Source organism: Parashewanella curva, from assembly GCF_003675895.1.
In the GTDB taxonomy this organism is placed as follows: Bacteria; Pseudomonadota; Gammaproteobacteria; order Enterobacterales; family Shewanellaceae; genus Parashewanella; species Parashewanella curva.
Genome location: NZ_ML014821.1, coordinates 1 through 20159, shown reverse-complemented (window position 1 = coordinate 20159; position 20159 = coordinate 1). Strand labels below are relative to the sequence as shown.

Annotated in this window: 22 protein-coding genes and 1 pseudogene; 9 read left to right on the top strand and 14 right to left on the bottom strand. The window is 40.5% G+C overall.

Features of this window, described 5'->3' with window-relative positions; translation table 11 throughout:
- The 4 genes and pseudogenes from D5018_RS17360 to ispB form a co-directional block, all read right to left on the bottom strand.
- A pseudogene (locus D5018_RS17360) lies at positions 1 to 323 on the bottom strand (hypothetical protein); the annotation flags it as partial.
- 152 nt (positions 324 to 475) lie between these two features.
- Positions 476 to 664: a hypothetical protein gene (locus D5018_RS17355; protein ID WP_121840253.1), complete on the bottom strand. Its 189-nt coding sequence runs from the start codon at positions 662 to 664 to the stop codon at positions 476 to 478.
- 100 nt (positions 665 to 764) lie between these two features.
- The gene (locus D5018_RS17350; protein ID WP_121840252.1) at positions 765 to 1346 is read right to left on the bottom strand and encodes a hypothetical protein; all 582 of its coding nucleotides are present in this window, start codon (positions 1344 to 1346) and stop codon (positions 765 to 767) included.
- A gap of 142 nt (positions 1347 to 1488) precedes the next feature.
- On the bottom strand, positions 1489 to 2460 hold the full coding sequence (gene ispB / locus D5018_RS17345; protein ID WP_121840251.1) for an octaprenyl diphosphate synthase: 972 nt from the start codon (positions 2458 to 2460) through the stop codon (positions 1489 to 1491).
- 276 nt (positions 2461 to 2736) lie between these two features.
- Between ispB and rplU the strand changes: the two genes are divergently transcribed.
- The 3 genes from rplU (at position 2737) to cgtA (ending at position 4595) form a co-directional block, all read left to right on the top strand.
- Positions 2737 to 3048 (top strand): 50S ribosomal protein L21, encoded by a 312-nt coding sequence (rplU, locus tag D5018_RS17340; RefSeq protein ID WP_121840250.1) that lies wholly within the window; start codon positions 2737 to 2739, stop codon positions 3046 to 3048.
- Positions 3049 to 3065: 17 nt separating this feature from the next.
- A complete protein-coding gene (rpmA, locus tag D5018_RS17335; RefSeq protein WP_121840249.1) occupies positions 3066 to 3320 on the top strand; it encodes a 50S ribosomal protein L27 in 255 nt (84 codons plus the stop codon).
- A 108-nt stretch (positions 3321 to 3428) separates the two neighbouring features.
- Positions 3429 to 4595 carry an Obg family GTPase CgtA gene (gene cgtA / locus D5018_RS17330; protein ID WP_121840248.1) on the top strand — a complete coding sequence of 389 codons (1167 nt, stop codon included), beginning with the start codon at positions 3429 to 3431 and terminating at the stop codon, positions 4593 to 4595.
- Positions 4596 to 4658: 63 nt separating this feature from the next.
- Here the strand turns inward: cgtA and D5018_RS17325 are convergent, their stop codons facing one another.
- On the bottom strand, positions 4659 to 5198 hold the full coding sequence (locus D5018_RS17325; RefSeq protein WP_121840247.1) for a hypothetical protein: 540 nt from the start codon (positions 5196 to 5198) through the stop codon (positions 4659 to 4661).
- A 204-nt stretch (positions 5199 to 5402) separates the two neighbouring features.
- On the opposite strand from D5018_RS17325, the gene folA reads away from it, so the two are divergent.
- Both folA and D5018_RS17315 read left to right on the top strand, forming a co-directional pair.
- Positions 5403 to 5891 (top strand): type 3 dihydrofolate reductase, encoded by a 489-nt coding sequence (gene folA / locus D5018_RS17320; RefSeq protein WP_121840246.1) that lies wholly within the window; start codon positions 5403 to 5405, stop codon positions 5889 to 5891.
- Positions 5892 to 5941: 50 nt separating this feature from the next.
- A complete protein-coding gene (locus tag D5018_RS17315; RefSeq protein WP_121840245.1) occupies positions 5942 to 6310 on the top strand; it encodes a DUF3718 domain-containing protein in 369 nt (122 codons plus the stop codon).
- Positions 6311 to 6357: 47 nt separating this feature from the next.
- Here D5018_RS17315 and D5018_RS17310 read toward each other — a convergent pair whose 3' ends face one another.
- From D5018_RS17310 to lptD, 9 genes are all read right to left on the bottom strand, one after another.
- On the bottom strand, positions 6358 to 6660 hold the full coding sequence (locus D5018_RS17310) for a hypothetical protein (protein ID WP_121840244.1): 303 nt from the start codon (positions 6658 to 6660) through the stop codon (positions 6358 to 6360).
- A 157-nt stretch (positions 6661 to 6817) separates the two neighbouring features.
- Entirely contained in the window at positions 6818 to 7093 is a 276-nt protein-coding gene (locus D5018_RS17305) for a hypothetical protein (RefSeq protein WP_121840243.1), read from the bottom strand.
- Between the two features lie 164 nt (positions 7094 to 7257).
- A complete protein-coding gene (locus D5018_RS17300; protein ID WP_121840242.1) occupies positions 7258 to 9279 on the bottom strand; it encodes a methyl-accepting chemotaxis protein in 2022 nt (673 codons plus the stop codon).
- A gap of 69 nt (positions 9280 to 9348) precedes the next feature.
- Positions 9349 to 10173, bottom strand: a complete 825-nt coding sequence (locus tag D5018_RS17295) for a symmetrical bis(5'-nucleosyl)-tetraphosphatase (RefSeq protein ID WP_121840241.1) — start codon at positions 10171 to 10173, stop codon at positions 9349 to 9351.
- A 14-nt stretch (positions 10174 to 10187) separates the two neighbouring features.
- Positions 10188 to 10574, bottom strand: coding sequence for a Co2+/Mg2+ efflux protein ApaG (apaG, locus tag D5018_RS17290; protein WP_416351553.1), 387 nt, complete (start codon positions 10572 to 10574; stop codon positions 10188 to 10190).
- Positions 10575 to 10590: 16 nt separating this feature from the next.
- On the bottom strand, positions 10591 to 11391 hold the full coding sequence (gene rsmA / locus D5018_RS17285) for a 16S rRNA (adenine(1518)-N(6)/adenine(1519)-N(6))-dimethyltransferase RsmA (protein ID WP_121840240.1): 801 nt from the start codon (positions 11389 to 11391) through the stop codon (positions 10591 to 10593).
- Positions 11392 to 11532: 141 nt separating this feature from the next.
- Positions 11533 to 12519 (bottom strand): 4-hydroxythreonine-4-phosphate dehydrogenase PdxA, encoded by a 987-nt coding sequence (gene pdxA, locus D5018_RS17280; RefSeq protein WP_121840239.1) that lies wholly within the window; start codon positions 12517 to 12519, stop codon positions 11533 to 11535.
- Between the two features lie 9 nt (positions 12520 to 12528).
- The gene (surA, locus tag D5018_RS17275; protein WP_121840238.1) at positions 12529 to 13824 is read right to left on the bottom strand and encodes a peptidylprolyl isomerase SurA; all 1296 of its coding nucleotides are present in this window, start codon (positions 13822 to 13824) and stop codon (positions 12529 to 12531) included.
- Positions 13825 to 13910: 86 nt separating this feature from the next.
- The gene (gene lptD, locus D5018_RS17270) at positions 13911 to 16244 is read right to left on the bottom strand and encodes an LPS assembly protein LptD (RefSeq protein WP_121840237.1); all 2334 of its coding nucleotides are present in this window, start codon (positions 16242 to 16244) and stop codon (positions 13911 to 13913) included.
- 55 nt (positions 16245 to 16299) lie between these two features.
- On the opposite strand from lptD, the gene D5018_RS17265 reads away from it, so the two are divergent.
- Genes D5018_RS17265 through D5018_RS17250 form a run of 4 tightly spaced genes read left to right on the top strand, consistent with a single transcriptional unit; the run spans position 16300 to position 19797 of the window.
- Positions 16300 to 17406, top strand: a complete 1107-nt coding sequence (locus D5018_RS17265; RefSeq protein WP_243637461.1) for an aminoglycoside phosphotransferase family protein — start codon at positions 16300 to 16302, stop codon at positions 17404 to 17406.
- The gene (gene murU, locus D5018_RS17260; RefSeq protein ID WP_121840236.1) at positions 17403 to 18068 is read left to right on the top strand and encodes an N-acetylmuramate alpha-1-phosphate uridylyltransferase MurU; all 666 of its coding nucleotides are present in this window, start codon (positions 17403 to 17405) and stop codon (positions 18066 to 18068) included. The genes D5018_RS17265 and murU overlap by 4 nt, the downstream gene beginning before the upstream one ends.
- Positions 18065 to 18847, top strand: a complete 783-nt coding sequence (djlA, locus tag D5018_RS17255) for a co-chaperone DjlA (protein ID WP_121840235.1) — start codon at positions 18065 to 18067, stop codon at positions 18845 to 18847. Before murU ends, djlA begins: the two co-directional genes overlap by 4 nt.
- On the top strand, positions 18847 to 19797 hold the full coding sequence (locus D5018_RS17250) for a D-2-hydroxyacid dehydrogenase (RefSeq protein WP_121840234.1): 951 nt from the start codon (positions 18847 to 18849) through the stop codon (positions 19795 to 19797). The genes djlA and D5018_RS17250 overlap by 1 nt, the downstream gene beginning before the upstream one ends.
- Positions 19798 to 20159: the final 362 nt, after the last annotated feature.

The following is a 20159-nucleotide window of genomic DNA, read 5'->3' as shown; positions in this document are numbered from 1 at the left end:
AGTGAAAGTTCAAGCCCTTTTTCTGCTTTACCGATGGCACCATGAAAGAATTTGGCTAGGCCTTCGGTATGTTTGCCGCTTTTCTTCATAAAGCTAGCATCCATAGCTGCAATGCATTTCGAATGCTTTGGCAGCTGCTGAAAAATCAGAATTTCATTAAAACCAAGAAAGTCAAAAAACCTGTGATACCAACGATTAAATCGTTTCTCACTTGAATTACAGTATCGGCTCATATTACGAAAATTAGCCTTACCTTGAACGATAATGAGCATTGAAAGTAGCAAGGCTATAAATGATTTTTGTGGTTTTTTAAAGCTGGACATTTGGCTTAAAACCGAATTTACTAGAGCAATCATGAGCGGTGGTTTCACGAATGTTTTTGCAAACTTTATTCTCGCAAACCCTGCTCATGATTCCGAGTGGTTTAACTCAATTTAGAAAACTGTCCGAACTATTGTTATTAGAAAGTTTGACATTAAGCTTCTGACATTGGCACCGATGAAAAAGCACAATCGTCTTCACTCAAAGTGTGAAGCTGTCCATGTTTCAGCCAAAGCACTCTTCGATTTGAATCTTCACCAAAAGCTATGCATTCAATATGGCGCTCCGCTTGTGAAGACTGTAAAAGAGGAGTAGAAGCTGTATGCGATTGAGTGATGGTCATACATATACCCTTTATAAACAGGTGAATGTTAAAAGGTTACTCTGAAGACCTTCCAATGAATTTGATATTCAAAACGCCCTTCAAAGTAAACAGTTTAAATTTAATATTTCACCTTATGCGCTGTCGCTAGCACAATTGGCCAACATAAGATTACGCCTATCATAGTTCCAGCAAACTCAAGCTTACTTTTTTTTCTTTCTTGTGCAGTATAGAGTCTGATTGTTCTAGGGTATCTAGGGATGTTACCCTCACTTGTGACAGCTTGGTGTTGCATACTCCAAACTTTAGGGCGCAAAGTTGTATCTTCATTCAGCTTTTCGGTCAGACTGCTTGATAATGCTTTTGCTAGGCGTGAATCACTTGACTTAAATCGAGCTTCAAAATCATGAGTCATTGAGATTTTATGAAATTCAGCTAAGATGAGCACATCTTCGCAATAGCCACACCTCTTATTTCGTAGAGACAGTTGAAATTCAACAATAGAATTATCATTCCTTGTGACTTCAATCTTCATTTGATTACAAGCGACGAACTGACTCCACTCTTCATTAGAAATTGAACTCACTTTACCTTGGTCCAAGAAAATACTGTGTCTTTGAGTTGACGTATCATTTTGATAGGAAATTGAGAGATAACTCGGTTTTGTAGTAGCCGAAATTAAAGGGGTATGAGATAAGGCCATGCCAGTTCCTGTGAGCGATTGTCATTATTTGATAATGATAACCGCAACAGACTTAACCAAAGCTTTACAAATCATATTGAGTCAATAACACTTGATAATGAAACAGCTTTTCTTTTCAAGTGTTATCTATAGGAAGGTATCTCTAATTTTTGCGAGCAACAGAGATATGAGCTAAACCTAACAGTGCTTGCTTATATTCACTTTCTGGCAAAATATCCAACGCAGCAATCGCCTTTTGCGCTTCTTCATTTGCGCGCTTTTCTGTGTACTCCAAAGCACCTGTTCGTTTAAGCGCTTCTAGCACTTGATCGATCACTTCCGATCCATCCGCTTTTTCGATCACACCTTTGATCAAAGCTTTCTCTTGTTCATTACCGTGGGCTAACGCATAAATAAGCGGCAATGTAGGTTTGCCTTCGGCTAAATCATCACCAATATTTTTGCCTAACTCTTCACTGTCTGCTGTGTAATCCAAAAGATCGTCAGTGATCTGAAAAGCGGTTCCTAGGAATTTACCGTATTCCCCTAAGGCTTTTTCTGTAGCTTCATCAACATTTTTTAACACGCCTGCTAATTGAGTCGCTGCTTCAAATAATCTTGCCGTTTTACAGTAAATGACGCGCATATAATTGTCTTCACTGGTATCAGCCTCGTTCAAATTCATCAGCTGCATCACTTCGCCTTCAGCAAGCACGTTAGTGGTATCAGCAAGAATTCTAAGTACTTTTAGACTATTAAGCTCAGTCATCATTTGAAATGAGCGCGTATATAAGAAGTCACCGACTAATACTGAAGCACTGTTTCCAAACAAGGCATTTGCGGTTTGACGACCACGGCGCATGGATGAGTCATCAACAACATCATCATGTAATAAAGAAGCAGTGTGAATAAACTCAACGATCGCTGCCAGCTTTAAATGATCGTTACCTTCATAGCCTACGGCTTTACTGGCAAGAACTGACAACAGGGGACGCAAACGCTTTCCACCACTGTTAACAATATAAAAACTAAGCTGATTAATAAGAGCTACATCTGACTCCAACTGTTTATAAATCAATTGGTTAACAGCCTGCATATCGTCTTCAGTTAATGCGCGAATCGCTTGTAAATCCATAGTAAACTCTGAAAGTGTGGGCTGTTTCAAATTTTAGCCCAGTATTAAAAGCAAATTGCGCTGATTTTACCTAAAATTAGCAAGTAAAACAGCTTTTGATGTCTAATCCGACCTTTAGATTAAATTTAGCATTTGTTTCTCATTTTATACTTGCCAGTCCTCCATTCTTAGCGTAGAATCCGCGCCCATTGTCATTAAAAATTTTTGTAGCACACTGGTGTTTAGAGTTTATTTAAATCTTACGCGGTGTGTTAAAGATCTCGGAGTAAAATAGCTATGTACGCTGTTTTTCAAAGTGGCGGAAAGCAACACCGTGTTGCTGAAGGTCACGTAGTACGTTTAGAAAAATTAGAAGTTGCTACTGGTGAAACTATTGAATTTGATCAAGTTCTTTTAGTTGCTAACGGTGACGACGTTAAAGTTGGCGCACCTTTAGTTGAAGGTGGCAAAGTGGTTGCTGAAGTAGTTAGCCACGGTCGCGGTGAGAAAGTACGCATTGTTAAATTCAAGCGTCGTAAGCACCACGAAAAGCAAATGGGCCACCGTCAGTGGTTCACTGAAGTTAAAATTACTGCTATCAACGCTTAATAAGGGGAGTCTAACTCATGGCACATAAGAAAGCTGGCGGTTCTACCCGTAACGGTCGTGATTCAGAAAGTAAACGTCTTGGTGTTAAGCGTTTCGGTGGTGAATCAGTATTAGCTGGTAACATCATCGTTCGTCAACGTGGTACTAAATTCCACGCTGGTGACAACGTAGGTATCGGTCGTGACCACACTCTTTTCGCTCTATCTGACGGTAAAGTGAAATTCGAAGTTAAAGGTTCTAAGAACCGTAAATTTGTAAGCATCGAAGCTTAATTTAAACTTCGAAGCGAACAAGTTAAGCCCTGCCTCTGGCGGGGCTTTTGTTTTATTAAGCCTTTAATAGAGGTACAATCTCCCTATTAAAGCGAATCAGGAGTATTTATGAAATTTGTCGACGAAGCAGTCATTCGAGTTGAAGCGGGTGATGGTGGCAGCGGTTGTGTCAGCTTCAGACGTGAGAAGTACGTCCCCGATGGTGGCCCAGATGGTGGTGACGGCGGTGACGGTGGTAGCGTATATCTGCTGGCAGATGAAAACTACAATACCCTGATTGATTTCCGCTTTGAGCGTTTTCATCGCGCAGAACGTGGTGAAAATGGCCGTGGTCGCGATTGTACTGGTCGTGGTGGTCAAGACTTGATCTTAAAAGTCCCTGTTGGTACTCGTGCGGTTGACGAAGAAACCGAAGAGGTTTTAGGTGACTTAACCAAACACGGTCAAAAACTGCTTGTCGCTAAAGGTGGTTTCCACGGCTTAGGCAATACCCGTTTCAAAAGTAGTACCAACCGCGCACCTCGCCAAAAAACACTAGGCACACCGGGTGAAGTTCGTAGCCTTAAGCTAGAACTCATGCTGCTTGCTGATGTTGGTTTATTAGGTTTACCCAATGCAGGTAAATCGACCTTTATTCGCTCAGTTTCGCGTGCTACGCCAAAAGTGGCTGATTATCCGTTTACCACGTTAGTACCAAACCTTGGTGTGGTAAATCCGCGATCGGGACAAAGCTTTGTGATCGCTGATATTCCAGGTTTGATCGAAGGTGCTGCGGATGGCGCAGGCTTAGGTATCCGCTTCTTAAAGCATTTAGAGCGTTGTCGTGTACTGCTACACATTATCGATATTGCGCCGATCGACGAAAGCGATCCTGTTGAAGCTGCGACGTCCATTTTGGAAGAACTTGAAAAGTATTCTCCAAAACTCGCCTCTAAGCCACGTTGGTTAGTGATCAATAAAACTGACTTATTGCTTGAAGAAGAACTTGAAGAGCAAATCAAACGTGTGACTGATGCCCTAGGTTGGGAAGATGAAATACATACTATCTCAGCTTATAACCGCGAAGGTACCCAAGAGCTTAGCATTAAGTTGCTAGACTTTATCCAAAGCTTACCTGCTGAGGAAGAAGCCGTCGATCCTGAGAAAGAAGTGGAATTTAAGTGGGATAACTATCACCAAGCCACTGACACGGATTTCAATGAAGATTATGATGATGATTTCGATGACGATTTCGACGATAATGACTATGATGTTGAAGTCGTTTACGAGCGCTAAGTGATCTTAAAAAGCACGTCACAAGGACGTGCTTTTTTATAAAGGTTCAAGTCTTCTATGAAATCAATTATCACAGTCATTTAAAGCGCAATACAATATTGCACATGCAGCAATTAAAGGAGAACATAGGCAAGCTAAAGCTCCTAGTCCAACGACCCCTGTGCCATATAAACATATTTCTCCCTTGCTTGCGTTGTCTTCAGCCAAAAGCTCTCTGTTTCCAATCGCACTATGTTTTGAATTAATAATTAGCTTTTGTAACTCTCGCTCTCGTTGCAGGGTAAAGGTTAACCCTTTAGAGAGTTCAAACTCCAAACCCTCCCCTTCTGCAGTTTGATTGACACCAATATTTTGTTCGTGAAATGTGGCAATGACTGAGCTAGTAAATACTTTCCAGCATATTTTTGTCTTTTCTAATTCTAAGTACATTTTATAGTCACGAATCGTGCCGTCCGAGAATTTAATTTTTACTTCAGTTTTATTTTGCTCAAGGAAGCCTTCCCAGTGACATTTCTGGCTATTAAGGGGATTTATACTACGAAAATGAATGTCATATTCTCCATTCACTTGGTTTACCAACAATGGTTGTGTTTCAGCAGCCATTATTACAATCTCTTATTGAATTACACTCTTATTTTACATTGCCTAAATAACCTCCATGTTAATAAAGAGTTAAACCTTGTTTAGATTGAAAAACCAAAATGGTTTTCCTCTCAACTTAATAAAGTGTGTTTTATACAGAGGAGTGGTCACACTGTATGTAACCATTTAAAATGACGTAAAAATATCAACCCTCAGAGAAATTCTATGCAAATATGTATGATCGCCGCCATGACTATCCATCGCGTAATTGGGAAAAACAACCAAATGCCATGGCACCTACCGGAAGATCTCAAACACTTCAAAGCGACAACCATGAGCTACCCAATTGTGATGGGGAGGAAAACCTACGAGTCCATTGGTCGCCCTCTTCCTGGTCGACATAATATCGTTATTTCCAGACAAGCTGATTTAGAAATTGATGGTGTAACCGTGGTTTCCACTTTTGAAGAAGCCAAAATCGCAGCAGGTGATGGTGATATTGAACAGCTATTTGTAATTGGGGGCGGTCAACTTTACCAACAACTTCTACCACAAGCAGACAAACTCTTCCTAACCGAAATCAATATTGATGTTGAGGGAGATACTTATTTTCCCGATTGGAATGACGGAAGCTGGAAAGAAGTTGCAAGAGAGTCAGGGATCAGCTCCGATGGGTTAGAATATAGCTTTATCAACTTAGTAAAAAAATGGTAAATTAAGCGCATTAAAATAATAACCTAATTTATACAATTAAGGATTATCAGATGCGCGTTTTAACAATCGCGGGTGTTGCTCTGATTGCAGCGTCCCTTGTAACCCCTACAACTCAAGCTAATGAACAACTTTTTGTCAGTATCTGTAGCTATGTGAAAGCTGACGATAAAAGTCGTCTTCGTAAAAAGCTTAAAGAAGGCCGTCTCACCTTACGTAACATTTATACTGACCTAAAGTGTAACGGTGACAACTTGCTTCAAACCGCTTATAAAGCAGGTGCTAATGAAACGGGCGAATATATTGTTAAGCGTGTTTCGAAAAAAGCACTAGCTGAAAGTAAGGTTTGGGACTGGGCAAATGCTAACGGCCATTCAGCGAGTCCTATTAGTGCCGTTTTGAAAGGCAAGCTAGGTCTATAAAGTTATTTATACAATTACTAAAAGATGGAATAGATTAATTCCATCTTTTAGTCTCTCGCTTTAGAACCCCCTAATTCATGACCTTTCACTACCCATCTTGATGGATTTAACATCACTCTTATCCCTTGGTAGGTATAATTCTCATTGTCACTTGTATCGCCCATTAAGTATTCCTCAATGATAGTACCTATAGGGGAAAGTACAGCACATGCACAACCAAGCATAGGACCAGCTACGGCATACCCTACGCTACCATGCAGCCAAAGGTTTCCAATCAGGTGATTTGAGATGCTTGACTTTATTGAGTTGTCAGTATGACAAGATGGTAAACCTGTTGGGCGAGTAATCATTTCTTTTCCTCATAATTGAATGACTGAATCAATTTCAATTTATTGCCTGTAGTGTAACTGAGCCCTTTACAAGAAAATTGCACAGAATTGAAATCAGAATGCTCTATATTTGCTACGCAATCAGTAAAGCGATGGTCAGATGAACCAGTATATCAACTTAACTTATTTTATCAGTCACCACCTTAATCCCCCATTTAGTTGGGTTCAATACCATTCTGAACCCTCTTGAAATGTATGTGTCATTTTGAGTTTCCTCTGGCAGTAAAAAAGTTTCAATAGCAGTTAATGCAGGTGAAAGAACGGGAGCTGCGATAACACTATAAGGCCCAAAAATTATTAATCCCCTTGCAGCATATAAGCAGATATTTCCGATTGAATTAGCAGCAAAAGCTTCAACACGGTTGAGAGAACCAATATCTTGAACAGTAGACATACCAAACCTTTATATTTTTTTAGCTCTGTTCATTCTATATAAAGCATCTGAACTATAACTGAATGTTATGGATGGAAAATACCCACGAGAAATTAGATGTGTGCATAAAACAAAACGCCTGCTATATGAAAAGCAGGCGTTGAAAAGATTTATAGTATTTCGAACTAAACCCTAAACTCTCCCACAGAAACTTGAAGCTCTTCAGCAAGCTTAGCCACCTGATGGCTAGACTCAGCGGTTTGGTCCGCACCTAACGCTGTTTCTTCTGATATAGTCGAAATATCTTCTAACTTTTGTGATACCTCTTTACTCACTAAATTCTGCTCTTTCGCAGCATCTGAAATTTGTGACCCAGAGTCAAAAGCCTTATGAACAGATTGGCTAATAGCTTCTAGAGCAACGTTGGCTTGCTCAGTTTTCTCTACGCAAGATTCTGCTTGTGCACGCCCAAGTTCCATTACCTGTACCGCTTCTTCAGTGCCTTGTTGCAGCATTTCAATCATGTGCTGAATTTCACTGGTAGACTCTTGTGTGCGTGATGCTAGGCTTCTTACCTCGTCTGCTACAACAGCAAAGCCTCGACCTTGCTCACCTGCTCGTGCCGCTTCAATAGCCGCATTTAATGCAAGTAAGTTTGTTTGCTCTGCGATGCCTCGAATAACATCCAAAATCGAGCCTATTGATTCACTATCAGAGTGTACTTTGTTTATCACTTGCCCTGCCGTTGTCACTTCGTCAGCCAGTTCTAAAATAATACGTTTGTTTTCTGATGCAATTTCACGAATGTTATGGGCTTCATCATCGGCAAGTTTGATTTGTTCAAGCGCTAAGTCTGCACTTGCAGCCACTTGTTGAGCGCTAGAGTTTAGCTCCGTTGTTGCTGTTGCAGCTAAATTAACTTTGTCCTTTTGCTCTTTAATGCCCGAAGTAGTTTGAGAGGTAATCGCAGAAGTTTCTTCCGCTGCTGCTGCAAGCTGAGTCGAGCGATCCAGAATACCAGTGATAACACTTCTTAAACTATCTACAAGACGGTTACAGTTGGTAGCCAACTTAGCAAATTCATCGTTACCACTATCATCAAGCTTATGAGTTAAGTCGCCAGATGCCAAAATATTAAGAGCATTGTTGACTTCATCTAAAGACGACTTTAATGGACGAACCACAGCGAAACTCACAACAATCGCAAGCAGAATAGCAAATATTTCCACAACCAATGAGCGGAAACTAGCATTATCAATGCTCTCAATGGCCATAGCATTAATATCATTACTGAATGCTTCAATATTGTTGTTAAGCTGCTCTAATGCAGTCTTGAGCATACTTGCCTTGCTATTCATTTCCGAAAATGAGTCATTCACTTTTAACTCAGTTCGTAACTGACTCTGTTTATTTTTAATAATTGAACCATTACCTTGAAGTAAGGATAAGATTTGTGAAAGTCCATCATTCGTTTCTTGGAGCGTGTCTCCCAGCAAGTTGTTATCTAATTGCTTAGCTAAGAATTGTTTCTTTTCAATAATCTCTTTAATGGCATAGTTAAGTTCTTTTTCAACAATGCTGAATTGCTGTTCGTTTACCGATGATAGTAATTCTTGTACTTGAGAAACTAAGTTATTGAGTATCGGATCAAGTAAAGAGGCTGTACTTGCTATGCCTTGCAGCATTTTATCGTCACTTTCTTGATAATCGATTAAATCGAGCAAAACCGAACCAGTATCTTCCACCGCTGTTTCAATACCCTGTGCTTGACTGTTCGCTGTTTCAGTTAATTGTAATACTCGTAATTTACTCGCTAACAGTGTCTTACTAACTTGTTGATAATGTTTATATTCAGCCTGTGTCTTATTCAATACGCCATCAAATTGCGCTTGTTTTTGCATTAAAGCCACAAGGTTAGCAATATTGCCATTAAAGTCTTTATGATTTTCATCAAAATTATTTTGAATTTTTGGTAACTGCGAAGAAGATGATGCGTGAAACGCCATCAATGAAAAGTTCTGCTGCTCTGTCAGTAAGCCAGAGAGTTGATTCGTCGCTTTCAATGCAGGCAAGCTGAGCTGCTGCATGGTAAGTGTACTTTCTTTAGAAGTTTGATTTGTAGTGTGAGACATGATGCCGAGCACAATCAGCATTACGGTCACCAAAGTGAATCCACCAACTACGCGATTGGCTACAGAAATTTTCATGGGTACTCCGACTCTTATAGCTTTTCCCTAAGATTCTAGGGTTTTTATAATATTTATTGTCGGCCTATTTTAAACTTTCTTTAACCTTTTTTGGGTAATTTTTTCACACGTTTCTAAGTGCCATAACGTCATTTGTCCTCCCCAAACGCATCCTGTATCTAAAGCTATCACGTTTGGATCATTAGTTTCTCCCATTAATGCAGCCCAATGACCAAAAATAAGGCGATTTGTGTCTTTAATTTCACTATCCCATTTAAACCATGGTTGAAGAGAGGGGTCATCACATAGTTCCGGTGGTTGCTTACAATTAAAGTTCAAACTGCCATCGTCATGTAAAAATCGCATACGAGTCAGTGCATCAATGGTGTAACGCAGTTTTTCAAATTCACTAAGCTCATCATGCCAATAGGCTTGCTTATCATGGTACATTTTTGCAATCAGCTCAGATATATAATCTTCTTGCTGTAGAGCTTGGGACACCTTATTTGTTTGAGCGATGAGCGTATCTATATTCCACTGAGGTGGTACACCAGCATGAGTCATAATAAGTTGGTGTTTCGGCAAATACCGCATTAATGGCTGCTGTCTTAGCCAGTCAATATATTCAGGCAATTGCGGTGAATCTAACAGAAGATCTAACTTGTCTTTAGGATTCCGTTTTTTGATACCTGCCGCTAATGCCATTAGGTGTAAGTCATGGTTTCCCAAAACGGTTTTAACACTATTTCCAAGCTGATAGAGATATTCGAGAGTGGCTAGAGAGTCTGGTCCTCGTGCCACTAAATCACCAACGCACCATAGAGTATCTTGAGACGGGTCAAAGGCCACCTTATCTAAAAGGCGGCGCAGTTCGTAATAACATCCTTGTAGATCGCCGACGAAGTAATTTGCCACGCTATTTTCCGCAATTAATGAAGGGTTCCTGGTGCTGCTAGCCTAAACATCGGGATTGGGGCTCTAAAGTCCTTATTGTCCTCGGTCACCATCCCATAGAAGCCTTCCATAAAGCCTAGTGGAGTATCGAGCAAGGTGCCACTGGTATATTGATACGCACTGTTTGGAGGAATGGTCGGTGTTTCACCAACTACACCATCACCTTGAACTTCGGTTTGTTTGCCGTTGCCATCAGTTATGATCCAATGACGATTCTTCAGCGTCGCTTTTTTATCACTGAGATTTATGATGGTTATGGTATAAGCAAACACATATTTGTCCTCATCTGGTGAAGACTGATCATCAATGTACTCTGTGCTCACTTCGACACGAATTGGAGACTCTGATTCTGACAACGACATTTTCAACCCTGAAGCTTTATTTTTTTATGAGGTAATTCGCCATTTTGACGTATTGCTCAACGGTGATTTGTTCAGCTCTTAAACTAGCATCAACGTCCAATTTGGCAAAATCATCATCGTTTAGCGTACCTTTAAGGTTATTGCGCAATGTTTTACGACGCATTCCAAAAGCTTGAGTCGTCAGCTTACGCAATACTTCAACATCATCACAAGGGTATGGTTTATTCTCGTATGGTAATAAACGAACAACCGCTGAATCAACTTTTGGTGGTGGAGCAAAACAGCCAGGGGGGACTTCAAGCACTGGCACAACCTGACAATAGTATTGAGCCATTACGGTTAAGCGACCGTATGCTTTCGTACCTGGGCTTGCAGAAAGTCTTAATACCACCTCTTTTTGCAACATAAAGTGCATGGTTTCAATGAGTGAAGAAAACTCAAATAAATGAAACATTAGCGGCGTTGAAATATTGTAAGGTAAGTTACCAAACACTTTCATTTTTTTATTTGGCTGAGCGAGTTGCTCAAAATCAAACTTAAGCGCATCACCTTGATAAATTTCTAACTTATCTTTTAAAAATGGATGTTGCTGTAAGCGTTCAACCAGATCTTTATCGAGCTCAACTACATTAAGCTTATCTACGTCTTCGGCTACAGGCTCTGTTAACGCGCCTAAGCCTGGGCCAATTTCTACCATAACGTGTTCATTATCTGGTGAAATGGCGGAAACAATACGATCAATAATATTGGTATCGGTCAAAAAGTTTTGTCCGAAACGTTTTCTGGCCGTGTGGCCTAAGTGAACTTTACTACTCATGCTCATCCTAAAAAAAGACGCTTACTGTCACAATATGTCACAAACAAAAAATGACACTGTGTGTTTACCTACTTTACCATTTCATACAAGCTAAGGTATTACTTAAAACTGAAATGATAAGAGGTTTAAAGGATTTAAAAATTACTGTGTATTAGCTAGCTCTATGGCTTTTTTCACAGCACAGACGAAGCTGCCAATATCGGCTTCACCAGTCCCTGCCAATTCAAGTGCTGTGCCATGATCCACTGATGTACGGATATAAGGCAAGCCCAATGTAATATTTACTGATTTACCAAACCCAAGAGATTTTAACACAGGAAGCCCTTGATCATGATACATAGCTAAAACAGCATCGGCATCAGCTAAGTATTTTGGCTGAAATAAGGTATCAGCTGGTAATGGGCCAACAAGCTCAGCATCTAATTCAGCTCTTAGCTTTTCTAGCGTTGGTATGATGATGTCGATTTCTTCTCGACCAAGGTGTCCATCCTCACCGGCATGTGGATTTAATCCACATACATAAATTTTGGGCGTTTTTATGGAAAATTTTTCAGTCAAATCCTTATGCAAAATTTGGGTAATATTAGTTAATCGCTCAGGAGTAATGGCTTTAGATACATATGCTAACGGGATGTGAGTGGTCACCAACGCCACTTGCAACTCTGGTGCTGATAACATCATAACCACATCACGGCACTCAGCTTGACTAGCAAAGTATTCCGTATGACCACTGAATGGAATACCAGCTTGGTTAATGATCCCTTTGTGAACTGGGCCAGTAACAACCGCATCAAACTGACCATTCATGTTGTTTTCACCAGCATAGCTCAAGGTATCAACGACATAAGCACTATTTTTTTCATTAAGCTCACCACAGACAACATCAGCTTCTAATGAAAAAGGCACTATGGTTAAGGTTCCAACCTCTTGTGGTCGCGCCTCTAACGTCGGCTGGTATGGCTTTAGTTTGAGCGGCAAGCCGAGTTGTTTGGCTCTAGCCATCAACAAATTTGGATCTGCACAAACAACAAGCTCAGCATCCCAAGACTGCTGAGCAAGTTGTACGACTAAATCAGGGCCTATCCCCGCCGGTTCTCCCGGCGTGATGGCGATTCGTTTAGTTGTCAAAGGTGTTCCTTATTTTTTATCGTCAAACACTTCGATGTAAGCCTCTGAACGCATTTCATCAAGCCAGTTTTGTAACTCTTCATTAAATTTTCGACGGAAGATCAACTGATGTGCACGGTTAGTATTAAACTTATCCGTAGCATCAACCGTTCTGCGCTCCTCTAATTGAGCAATATGCCAACCGTGGCTGGTTCTAAATGGTTCGCTGATCTGTCCAATTTTCAAATTTTCTAGCGTCTTAGCAAATTCTGGAACATAAATACTTGGCTGTGCCCAACCTAACTCACCACCTTTAGCTGCTGAACCTGGATCTTCAGAATACTTACGGGCTACATCAGCAAACTTTTGTTTGCCGTCTCGAATTTGCTTTAAAAGATCAGTCAATAATGATTTAGCTCGCTCTTCAGATAAAATTGGTGATGGTTTTAACAGAATATGACGCGCTTTTACTTCTTTAATTTCATTTAGTTGCTGGCCACGAATATCCATAATTTTAATAATATGGAACCCCGAACCACTTTTAATAGGACCAAGAATATCGCCTTTTTTGGCACCATTTACGACTTCAGCGAATAAAGTAGGCATTGCATTAATGTTCATGTAATCCCAAATACCACCTTCAAGTGCTTTAGGACCAGATGAAGCCGCGATTGCCGTGCTCTTAAAGTCAGCACCATCTTTCAGACGCTTTAGTACCGTTTGTGCTCGTTTACTTGCTGCATCGAGTTGTTGGCTAGTCGGGTTGCTAGGTACTTCGATAAGAATGTGACCAATTTGGTACTCGACGTTTTTATTACCTTGTTCTTTAATTAAATTTACAAGGTTGGTGATTTCTTGTGGTGATACTTGAATACGACGTTGAACTTGAATACGTTGGATTTCACCGATGGTCATTTCTTGGCGTAATTGTTCACGGTATTGAGCAAAAGACGATCCTGACTGTTCAACCTTTTGGCGCATTTGCTCAACGGTAACACCCTGCTCTTTTGCGATATTATTAATAGTCTGATCTAACTGTAATTCACCAATATTTAGGCCGATACGTTGAGCTATCTGCATTTGCAGCCGCGTTAGGATCAATCTTTCAATTACTTGAGTTCTCAGCGCCTTATCCGACGGTAACTTTTGGTTATTTGCCTTAGCATTTTCTTTAACCGTATGTAACATATCTTGGACTTCACTTTCCAAGATAATGCCGTCATTCACCTGAACTGCAACTCGATCCAATGGCTGTGGTACTGCCATCACCGTTTGGCTCAACAGCACTGCACATACGGCAAAAATCACTTGTTTACAAAATCTCATCCACAAAATCCTTGGCTGATTATTAATTATTTTTTCACTGTTCGCTTTGACTACGTCTTTTGACAGAGGTTCAGCAATCTAGCACATTAATCTGTTAAATAAATGGGTTTTCTGTAATTAAAGATGCTGTCTTTCAACATATCTGAGATGCCAAGGTTACCTGAGCCCCCCAACCCTTTAATCATGAAGTTAAGATAAATACCACTCTCAAACTGTTCTCGATCGATTGGAGTCGTCGCAATATTATCATTAAAATTGGTTCTGATCCGATAGTGATAGCTCAAACGCGCTACCCAACAGCATGATTCATATTGGAAACCAGCATAACTCTCAATCGAACGTTTTCGTTTAAAGTCGTAATACCAATCACCGACAAAATATAAGTTCTGCTTAACTGGCCACGCAATACGTGTACCTGCCTGAGCGATGTCCACTTTGTCGCCCGTATTAGCGTTACTATTAACTAAATCACGCACAAAACGATAACTTAACTGAAACAGCTTATTGGCTTCTGGACGAAAATCTAATGTGGTTTCATATTTACGAGTTTCATTGAGTTTGGTGTCATATTGAACTTCTGAACTGACATACCAATCATTGTAAACATGGGCATCTAATTCTGCGGCCAGCACCGATGATGATGGTTGGTTAGCAAGCTCATTATTGGATAAACCTACTCTGCTGTTTCGTAAGTAAAAAATTTGTCCAAAACTAAATTTCAGTTTTTCACTATTACTTTCATCGAACAATCGTGAGGTTAAACCCAAGGTGACCTGGTTAGCATCGGCAATACGATCAAGCCCAGAAAAGCGGCGATCTCTAAATAAACCGTAGTAGTCCTCTTGTAATTGAGCTGTATCGTATAAAGCAATGTTGGATTGATCTTGATAACCGACATATAGATACTGAATTTGCGGCTCAAAGGTTTGGCGATAATTTTGGTCAAATAGCTGAGTTTGACGCTCTAAATTAACCTGTCCGTGTAACCGAATAGAAGGAATAGTACGGCTTACACTTTTCTCCAACCCTAAACTTTTCAAGCCATTGCGTTGCCAGTAATTGGTTTGATAAAGCTTCAATTCTGTCGTGAAAGATCCAGCTGGCCCGTATAGTGGCAACAGCAAACGTGGCTCAATATGTAAACGAGTCGCAGAGTTGTGCGTGTCTTCATCATGAGCAAAATTGGTTACTTCTGAATAAATATCAAAATTAAGGTTGTTACTTAATTCAGGGAAACGATAGTCAAAACTGAGCTGAGGCATCACTTGATAAGGCTTATCAGATAGCCCAAGCACTTTAATGTCTTGTACTTTTAAGCCTAAATCCCAATCATTGTTTAAGTAATTTAATTCACCTACTCTAACCAATTGGTTATCAGTCGCTTGTTGAACATCAGAGTTAAAATCAGTGAAGTAGTTGTTATCTGATACATCTGTAAAGTTGGTTAATACACGAAGGTTTTCATTGATTCGACCTTGATGCTCCCAGTGATATAGATAACGATTAGGATTACCTTGAAGGTGGTCATCACTCGGCAAGTACTCAAAATTTAGCTTACCGTTTTGGTTATTGTTTTGCTCTCCTGGCATCAAGTAGCGAAACTCAACCTTACTTAATAAGCCACGATTTGACATATAATCTGGGGTAAAAGTTAAATCGTATTCAGGCGCTATATTCCAATAAATGGGGACTTCTAGCTCAACACCATTGATGGTACTGGTACTGAATTTTGGGAACAATAAGCCAGACTTTCGTTTATCAGACACTGGAATGGTCATATAAGGAACATACATCACCGGAACATCACCGATTTTGAGTTTTGCTCCCCACACTTCTCCCCATTCTTCCTTACTGTCTATTTTTATTTTATTGGCTTCTAACACCCAAGACTGACTCTCAGGAGGACAGGTTGTAAAACTACTGCCATTTAAGATCAGATTATTCTCTGGAGTAATCTCAAGTTGCTTGGCATCACCATGAACTTGCTGCCCTTTTAGCCAATATTGTGCCCCTTTCAGAGTGGCACTGTTATTTTTCATCTGGCCTTCAATGGAGTCTGCGGTAATTGTGACTAACGGATCTTCAAAGGTCAGATTACCTTTAGCTGATAACTGCTGAGACTCACTATTAACGGTGGCTTCATCGGCGTAAATATGCCGAGGGCCTTGCCTGAAGGTCACCCCTCCTGAAAAATGTGCCTCTTTCCCCATTTGTGCATCAGATTGATCTGATTCAATCCAAATGTGATTGTTATTCAACCCCATTGTGGCTTGGCTTTTTCTTGGTGCAGACGGAGGAAGGATCAGACATTGAGAATCGTCTGTCTTTGGATGCAAACTAGCAGCTTCTGATTCAGAAGCTTGTTGCGCGATAACAATAGAAGGAGTAAGACTTAGTACCAATAAAAAGCGAAAGTTCATTAGATATTCGTCAATCAATGCCAAAAATGAATAAAGTTATAATCTTGGTCTATAAATGCAAATAAAAGAAGACTATATTCTTGTCAGCCCAAAAAATCGCAAAATGTGGGCAAAATTAGTGGTTATGATAAATCAATTTTTAATTAAGAGCTATGAGATGCCATTGTCCGATCAAAGATTTTTTCAGCTAACTGAATGGGGTCGTTTATGTTTTGATCCATACATTCAATTACAACTCATCTCTGGAGACGCCAGCTTTAGGCGCTATTTTCGCTTTAAACACAATAATCAAAGCTACATCGCTGTAGACTCACCACCAGATTTAGTGCCAATACTGCCATTTATTGAATTAGCTAAAAGTTACCAGCAATCAGGATTATATACACCAGAAGTATTACACCACGATGAACAACTTGGCTTTATGGTGCTTACCGACTTAGGCGATAACATGCTGAATTCAGCATTAAATGCGGATACGGTTATGCCATTATACCAACAAGCCATCGAACTTCTGCCGCTTGTTGCCAAAGTAAAAAGTACCAACAAACATAAGTTACCCGCTTTCGATGAAGCGTTTATTTCAACAGAGTTATCCATTTTTAATGATTGGCTTTTAAAAAAGCACCTTAACTATACGCTTTATGAATCGACACAGAAAATGCTGCTACAAGTCTTTAATACATTAACTAAGGCCATTGTCAGCCAACCTCAAGTTGCCATGCATCGAGATTACCACAGCCGGAATATCATGCTTCATAACCAGCAAATGTTTCTAATTGATTTTCAAGATACCGTGGTTGGCCCAATTTCTTATGATGCGGTTTCTTTACTCCGTGATTGCTACGCAGTGTGGCCATCAACAGTGGTGGATGATTTAGCCAAATATCACTTTGAACAATGCCTAAAGCACGAGCTACTATCAACAAACACCCAATTTGAACAATATCAATATTGGTTTGATTTAACAGGAATGCAGCGTCATCTAAAAATTGCTGGTATATTTGCCCGACTTCACCATAGAGACGGAAAAAGTGGATATTTAGCCGATATTCCTCAATCACTTCATTACCTTATTGAAGTCGGAAGCCGATATAATGAGTTTTCTGAATTAGTCGCTTGGTTACAACAAGACATACTTCCCAAAGTAGAGGCAAAACTTTGAAGGCAATGATTTTAGCAGCTGGTCGTGGACAACGACTTCGGCCATTAACAAACACGCTGCCTAAACCTTTAGTTCCGGTTAACGGTAAGCCACTAATTGTTTACCACTTAGAGAAGTTGGCTGCTATTGGCATAAAAGAGGTCGTCATCAACATTGCTTGGTTAGGGCATAAAATATCTGACGCTCTCGGGAATGGTGACCAATGGCAGTTAAAGATCCATTACAGCCATGAAACAGAAGCTTTAGAAACAGGTGGCGGTATCTGCAATGCTTTACCATTATTGGGAAGTGAGCCATTTTTTGTTATTAACGGCGATGTATTTGTTGATCAATTACCTAACTCAATTACGGACATTCGATTACCAAAGCATTGTCTTGCTCATTTATGGCTAGTCGATAACCCATCTCATAATCCGAGCGGAGATTTTGGTATTTCGAACCATTACTTACAAAATGAATCAGGGACTATGCTGACATTTTCAGGAATGGGAATTTACCATCCGAAGTTATTCGATAATGCACCTAAAGGCGCTTTTGGAACACCTTTATTAATACGCCCTGCTGCCGACAAACAACTGATCCACGCTGAGCACTTTAAGGGATTATGGTGTGATGTTGGCACCGTGGAGCGATTACATCAATTAGAGAAGCACATTCAATGAAAATTTGGGGTAAAGTTTTTGGTTTTATGATCGGCTTTATGTTTGGCCGATTTTTTGGAGCTTTATTAGGGCTATGGCTAGGTCATATGTATGACAAGTTTCAAGGAGCAAAAGCATTCTTAGGACAAGCCGCCGAACGCCAACGACAATTTTTGAACTCAACCTTTGCTGTTATGGGTCATGTTGCTAAAGCTTCCGGTCGAGTAACCGAAACTGATATTCGCATTGCCACCATGCTGATGGATCAAATGCGTTTACATGGACAGGCTCGAACCGATGCACAAAATGCATTTCGAAAAGGCAAAAGTGACAGCTTCAATTTAAAAGCCTGCCTTGCTGAATTTAAAGAATCGACTGGCCGTCGCCCTGAATTAAATCAAATGTTTTTGGAAATCCAAATTCAAACAGCATTATCGGATGGCGAACTGGATGGCAATGAACGGAAAATATTAGCCACGGTGGCTCAAGAATTAGGCTATAGCCAACAACAACTTGAGCAATTATTGTCACGTTGGCAAGCTGAATTTCGATTTCAACAATCTCAAGGTGGACGCGCCAGAAAAGCCAGTGCTGCCGATGCTTACCAAATCCTTGGCCTAGACTCCAGCGCCAGCAATAAAGACATCAAGCGTGCTTATCGTAAGCTAATGAATGAGCATCACCCTGACAAACTGGTGGCGAAAGGTTTACCAGAAGAAATGATGGAACTGGCAAAGAAAAAGACTCAAGATATTCAAGCAGCTTATGATCAGCTCAAGCACGAACGAGGATTCAAATAATGAAGATTGTGATTTTGGATTACTTTACGCTTAATGCTGGTGATCTTGATGATACAAGCCTAAAAGCTCTAGGCGATATAACCTGTTATGATCGCACCTCACCTGCTCAAGTTATTGAACGAGCCAAAGACGCTGAGGTCATTCTGACCAATAAAGTCGTATTGGATGCCACAACTTTAGCTCAACTGCCAAAACTGAAATTCATCAGCGTATTAGCCACGGGCACTAATGTGGTTGATATTGAAGCCGCCAAAACAAATGGCATTGCTGTATGTAATGTCCCAGCCTACAGCACTCAATCTGTGGCGCAAATGGTGTTTGCTCATATTCTTAATCACACTCAGCAACTGGCAAAACACGATCAAGCGGTTAAGCAAGGACAATGGCAAAATAGCGATGATTTTTGCTTTCAACTGAGCACCACGTATTCATTAGTCGGCAAGCACTTAGGGTTGATTGGTTTTGGCGAAACTGGAAAACAAGTAGCGGCCATTGCCAGCGCCATGCAAATGAAGCTGCTTATTCACTCTCGCACCAAACCAACGAAACTCCCCGAAAATGCCCGTTGGGTAAGCCTTGAAGAATTGTTCAGCCAATCTGATATCGTGTCTTTGCAATGTCCACAGACACCGAAAACAGAGAAATTAGTGAACGCCAACACACTTAACTTGATGAAACAAGGCGCACTCTTGATCAACTGCGCCCGAGGTGGTTTAGTGGATGAATCTGATTTAGCTCACGCATTACATCAAGGTAAGATTTATGCGGGCGTTGATGTCCTATCCACCGAACCACCAGCGGCCGATAACCCTTTATTATCAGCCCCCAACATCAGCATTACGCCACATATCGCATGGGCAACATTGGAGGCAAGGCAGCGATTATTAGCGGTAACGGATGAAAATATTAAGTCTTATCAATCAGGTGAGTTGATTAATCAAGTGAATTAACTGTGTTAGGGCGTGTTGATCTTTCGTGATTTTTTTGCAGCGATAAATTGGTTATCTTATGCAAGGCGGAGTTTGTGAGGTGTGGTTGCTCCACATAAACAAACGATAACGTAGCAGAAGTGACCAATTTACGCTGTCTTTGATGCTTTTGAGCACTTCCTGTTCGGTGTTGTGACCAGCTTACTTAGATGGCTAAGCTTCACTGCTCACGCCTTGAACAGAAAAGTGCTCAAATAGCACAAAAAATAAACTACCCCGCAGCAAGCTGTCTCACCTTCGGCTCGACTTCGCTTCGCGAAGCGGGGTATTTATCTCAGAACAACGTTAACTGGTGATCTTTATGTAGCGCTTTGTACTTATCA